We start from the raw sequence: 5506 nt of genomic DNA on the forward strand, positions 1-5506 counted from the left end.
GGGCCCAGGCCGTCGCCGTGACCGATTAAAAATAGTTTGTCACCTAATGTAAATTCCTGCGGTTTGTGAAACACCGGGATGTTGAGTTCTTTTTCAAAATAACCATTCATCCAAAGGTCGTGGTTGCCCACAAAAAAGTAAATGGGAATGCCCGAGTCGCTCAGTTCGGCAAGTTTGCCCAACACGCGTACAAATCCTTTGGGGACCACATGTTTGTACTCAAACCAGAAGTCAAACAAATCACCCAGCAGGAAAATAGCTGCGGCATCGTCTTTAACAGTATCCAGCCATTTTACAAACACTTTTTCCCGCGGAAGACTGGCTTCGGGAGTGGGGGCGCCCAGGTGGTTGTCGCTGGAAAAATAGATTTTTTTACCTTCAGGAATGTTCATTCAGAAGTTTTAGATACTGTAAAGATAATTAAATGAATGAAGTTTTAGGATAATTAATTCTACGATGCATCACGTTAGGAGAGCATTTTACTTAAGCCCCCCTTCGGGGGGTTGGGGGGCTTTTTAGTTATCTGAAGCATACCACTCCGCAAAACTACTCTCTGTTTCCTGAAGTTTAAGGGAGTGTAGCTCTATATTCTCGGGGAGACGGGCTTTTATTTTTTGCGCAAAATCAATCACCATGTTTTCACTGGTGGGCTGATAATCCACCAAAATCACGTGGTGGTCCCTTTCTGAAAGTTCTTTGGCCAATTCTACGTGAGGCGTGTTTTTGTTAAACACTGTGGCGTGGTCAAACACATCAACAACTTCTTCTTTTACGATTTTTTTTAAGGTGCTAAAATCAATCACCATCCCATATTTCACGTGACTGGAATCGGTTATGGGTTGTCCGATGACCGTTACCGAAAGTTTATAACTGTGCCCATGCACATTGCGGCACTTGCCGTCATAGCCGTAAAGTGCGTGTCCGGTTTCAAAATTAAACTGCTTGGTGATCCTTATTTTACTCATTGCATCAGGTTGTGCCACAAAGATAACCGCTTTCTTTTTAAGGCAATGTTAAAGCGATGACTTTCTGGCTTATATTTGCCCGCTTTTTCAATATTGGAAACCCTATGGCTGAACTTTTTGAGCAACTCGATTTTGTTGAAAACCCGATGTATGAAAGCATCATCAGCGACCTGAGGGAGCAAAATTACAGCGTGGTTGAAGGGTTTTTTTCTGCGGAAGAAGTTTTTGCTTTGCGGAATTCGTTGCTCGAAAAATATGAAGAGGACGAATTTAAAAAAGCGGCCATTGGAAACCGTCTGAACGAAACCATTGAAAAAAGCGTGCGTGGCGATTTTATTTTTTGGTTAAACGAAAGCGAAACCAACGCTGCCGAAAAATCCTTTTTCAACAAGATTAACGATATGATTTCCTATCTGAACAAAACCTGTTTTATGGGAATACTGCACAAGGAATTTCACTATGCCCTTTACCCGAAAGGGACTTTTTACAAGCGTCATCTGGACACATTTCAAAATGACGACAGAAGAAAACTCTCCATGGTTTGCTACCTGAACGATGAAAACTGGCAACCCGAATATGGCGGCGAACTCGTTATATACCTCAACGAAAACGGTATTGAAACAGAAAAAACAATCTACCCCTTCCCCGGAAGAATGGTCATTTTTGAAAGCCAGTTATTGGAGCACGAGGTGAAACCGGTGGAACAACGACGATTGAGTATTACCGGTTGGTTGAAAACGCGTTAAATTTAAGAGCGTTCGCCATATCGCATAAAAAAGCCATTGGTTTTATCATTGGTGTTTTCCATTTTTTTCACAATCATTAAGGTGTAATAGAAAATCAAAGTTGGCCATAAAATAAAACATTAAGAAATTAAGAGGATTAAGCAGTCCTTAATAAAACTTAATGCCTTAATGGTATAAAAAATTAGGAGCTGCCCATTCGAGACATTATAGTGTCGAATGTTTTTATATGGCAATTACATTTTTTTGTGATTTCTTGTCAAGAAAAAAAGCACCGTTTCGCCGGTTGGTTAAAAAAATCCGTTAATGGTGAATTAATTTTGGGCGTAAATAATTTCGGAATTTTATGATGAGCGAAAGCGAACGTATCAAAGCCCAAACAGCAAAAGCAATCCAGATGCTGTACAACTCAAACCCTAAGTAATCAAATATAAACAACACCGGAATAAATCCTAAAAATGTAGCCGAAAGCAGGACATTGCGGAGGTATTTCATTTTGCCCATTCCTTTAAAAATTCCGTCAAAAATAAAGGCAAAGCCGTTGATGGGTTGTACAAGAATCACGATAAAAAAGATTTGCTTAAAGCTGAAAATCACATCGGGGTCTTTTGAAAACAGCAATCCAAGAGGTTCATAGAGCGACCAACCCACAAGCATCAATCCACCGGCAACCAGCATGCCGTAAAGCGACACTTTTTTACTGAGTTCCCACAACCCCTTATAATCTCGGGCACCCAGTAATTTCCCGGAAATAATATTCCCCGAAGAGGAATACCCATCAATAAAAAATGCCGAAAACAACCAAAGGTTGAGCGCAATGGTGTGTGCGGCGATTTGTGCCGTTCCATAATCAGTTGCAAAAGCATTTGAAAAGTAAATAGCGGTGTTTAAAGCAATCGAGCGCACAAACAGGTTCAATGCCATACTAGTAAGGCGGTACATTTCAGGGTGCAGCGGGAATTCAATTTTTAGGCTCACATCGGTTTTCCAGAGTAGAAGAATTAACGAAATAATCGCCATCAATCCTTGCGAAATCAAACTGGCCCAGGCAGCGCCTTTTAAGTGCATGGGTTCAATAAAGCCTTCAATACCGTAAACCAAAGCAAAATCAAGACCGATGTTTGCAGCTGCTCCAAACAGCGCCACTATCATTGGCCAAAAGGTGTTTTGCAAACCCCTGAAAACGCCAAAAACAGCAAAAGTAAACAGCGTAAGCGGAAAACCCCACACACGGATGTTGTAATAATCCACGCTGTATTCAAGCACCAATCCGGTGGCGTTGTAGAGTTTAAAAATGCCTTCCACAAAAAAGATGGTGCTGAGCAAAATAAAAACACTCAGCAATACATTGAGATAAATGGCTTGCGCCGGAAGTGTTTTGAGTTCGTCCAGTTTTCCCGCACCCAGATATTGTGAAATAATGGCTGAAATGGCACTGCGGGTTTGGCCTAAAATCCAGATTAATGCTGAAAGAAACGAACCCACGATTCCCACCGCGGCTAGTGCTTCAGTGCCGTTTATGGGAATGTTGCCCACTATGGCCGCATCTGTAATCGAGATGACAGGCTCAGCAATACCGGCAATCAAGGCCGGAATGGCCAGTCGGTGGATGTTTTTAAAAGAGAGGTCTTTTCTCAATTTAAATGAAGTTTAAACAAGAAACCACAAGCATAAAAGCTCGTGGTTTTTATTTGGTGGAGAAGATGGGACCCACCAACCCCTTTTCTATATATTACACACTTTATTAAAACCATTGTAAACCACTATAAATAAAGGCTTTAAAACATATTTAAGTCATATTTAGATAAAGTAAATCATATATAAATATGACTATTGTGGGGATAATGTGGGGATAATTTTGTATATTTATATAACTAAAAATCAAAAATATACAAGCTTATGGCCACTATCAACTTCATCGTAAAAGGTGTAAAAGGATATTCCAATATCCTTGTACGCTTCAAGAACGGCAGAAAATTTGATTTCACTGCTTCTACTGAACTAAAAGTGCTTCCCAACCACTGGAGCAAAGCTAAGCAAAAAGTTAAAAATATTGCAGATGCAACTTATAAAGATGATGTAAACACTCATTTATTTGAGCTAGAAAACTTCATCATCAAAGAATTCAATTCAGACAACTCCAAAGGCATTTACATTGATAGAGATTGGCTCAAAACTAAAATAGCAAAACACTTTAATAGACCCGTCAATGATGATGCAATTGATCAGGTGTTTTACTTGCCTTATATAAAACGATTTATTGAGCTTGCACCATCACGTATAATCAAGGGAACTAACAAACCTGTAAGCGCAGGCACAATCAAAAAATACAATACCACAAAATTAAAGATTGAGCAATATGAAGAGAAGTTTAAAACCAAACTAAAGTTCACCGATTTAAACCTGACCTTTTATGATAGGTTTGTGAATTACTTAACCCAGGATCAAAAAATAAATTTAGGCACAGTAGGTAATTATATTGGCACAATTAAGACCATAGCCAGAGAAGCCAAGCTTCAAGGATTACCGGTTCACGAGCATATCAACCACCCTAAATTCTTTGCTCCAAAAGTCAAAGCCGATAGCATCTACTTAAAAGACGAACAAATAAACAAAATATACAATCACGACTATGAGGGTGTAGAGCGGCTAGAAAACGCCAGAGATTTGTTTATAATAGGTTTGAGAACAGGGTTAAGAATATCCGACTTCCTAAGACTCAAAGAAACCAATATAAAAGAAGGATTCATAGAGATTGAAACACAAAAGACAGGTCAAAACGTTGTAATCCCGATGCACCCACAAGTAAAGGAAATTCTTGAAAGAAACAACGGTTTTCCTAGAAGCATTTCAGACCAAAAATTCAATTTATACATTAAAGATGTATGCGAAGAAGCTGGTTTCACCGAGGAAATTGAAGGCAGTATGATAAATCCCAAAACTAACAGAAAAGAAAAGGGTGTTTTCCCAATGTACAAACTAGTTTCTTCACACATTTGTCGCAGAAGCTTTGCTTCTAATCTGTATGGCAAACTTCCAAATATGACTATAATGGCGATAACCGGGCATCAAACTGAAGCTCAATTTTTGAAATACATCAAAATCACTCCAAAAGAAAACGCCAAAACACTTCAAGAGTTTTGGTTAAAACAAGCCAAAGAAAACAAGTTTGAAAAAGTCAATATGAAAGTGGCTAAGTAATGTAACTATGGCTTTATGGAGGGCTTTTTCCGGTCATACAACCGAAAAAGAATTCTATAAGTACATACGCATCAAAAACCAGGAAAGAACCTCACACATCGTTTAAAGCGGGTTTTTTAATACATAAAACCCGCTCCTTTATCTAACCTTATTTATTCCATTCAATTTTTATTTATATTTAAATTCTAATTGAACGAGAATGACAAGTGATAACTTCAATCAGTTTTGCAAACTCTTAAGCGATAATTTTATTCTTCAGACCTACTCAGCCTATGGTGTGATGGTGGATTTTAAACGCTTACTTAAAGATATCAAATCTGAAATCTATACAGAGTTACAATCTGGTAACAGTGACAAAAATCTGTTTTTAGGCCTATTAATTAACGAAATTGATAAAACAGATTATCCAAAAGATGAATCAAAGGTAACAGTTCAAAAGTGGCTTGATAAATATGAAATCTCATTAGATAGAATTTTTAATGAAGATTTTTTAAACACCCCTTTTTTCAAGGTTTTTGAAGTAGATACTTATTTACAAGACCACCCCATCCATTATTCTGATGAACACTTTGAACCTTATTATCGTGATGCAAACGC

Annotated in this window: 6 protein-coding genes; 3 read left to right on the forward strand and 3 right to left on the reverse strand. The window is 38.4% G+C overall.

Going from position 1 to position 5506, the window contains the following annotated elements; translation table 11 throughout:
• Both AC6F75_RS07150 and AC6F75_RS07155 read right to left on the reverse strand, forming a co-directional pair.
• Positions 1 to 392: metallophosphoesterase (locus AC6F75_RS07150; protein WP_500714280.1), on the reverse strand; the 392-nt coding region annotated here is incomplete at its 3' end.
• A gap of 123 nt (positions 393 to 515) precedes the next feature.
• On the reverse strand, positions 516 to 965 hold the full coding sequence (locus AC6F75_RS07155; RefSeq protein WP_500714281.1) for a 6-carboxytetrahydropterin synthase: 450 nt from the start codon (positions 963 to 965) through the stop codon (positions 516 to 518).
• Positions 966 to 1069: 104 nt separating this feature from the next.
• On the opposite strand from AC6F75_RS07155, the gene AC6F75_RS07160 reads away from it, so the two are divergent.
• Positions 1070 to 1711, forward strand: a complete 642-nt coding sequence (locus AC6F75_RS07160; RefSeq protein ID WP_500714288.1) for a 2OG-Fe(II) oxygenase — start codon at positions 1070 to 1072, stop codon at positions 1709 to 1711.
• Positions 1712 to 2011: 300 nt separating this feature from the next.
• On the opposite strand, the gene AC6F75_RS07165 is transcribed toward AC6F75_RS07160, so the two are convergent.
• Positions 2012 to 3346, reverse strand: a complete 1335-nt coding sequence (locus tag AC6F75_RS07165) for an MATE family efflux transporter (RefSeq protein WP_500714283.1) — start codon at positions 3344 to 3346, stop codon at positions 2012 to 2014.
• A gap of 261 nt (positions 3347 to 3607) precedes the next feature.
• On the opposite strand from AC6F75_RS07165, the gene AC6F75_RS07170 reads away from it, so the two are divergent.
• On the forward strand, positions 3608 to 4909 hold the full coding sequence (locus AC6F75_RS07170) for a tyrosine-type recombinase/integrase (RefSeq protein ID WP_500714285.1): 1302 nt from the start codon (positions 3608 to 3610) through the stop codon (positions 4907 to 4909).
• A 199-nt stretch (positions 4910 to 5108) separates the two neighbouring features.
• Positions 5109 to 5506 (forward strand): hypothetical protein (locus AC6F75_RS07175; protein WP_500714287.1); only part of this gene is annotated, 398 nt, incomplete at its 3' end.

It is taken from the genome of Planktosalinus sp., from assembly GCF_059864935.1.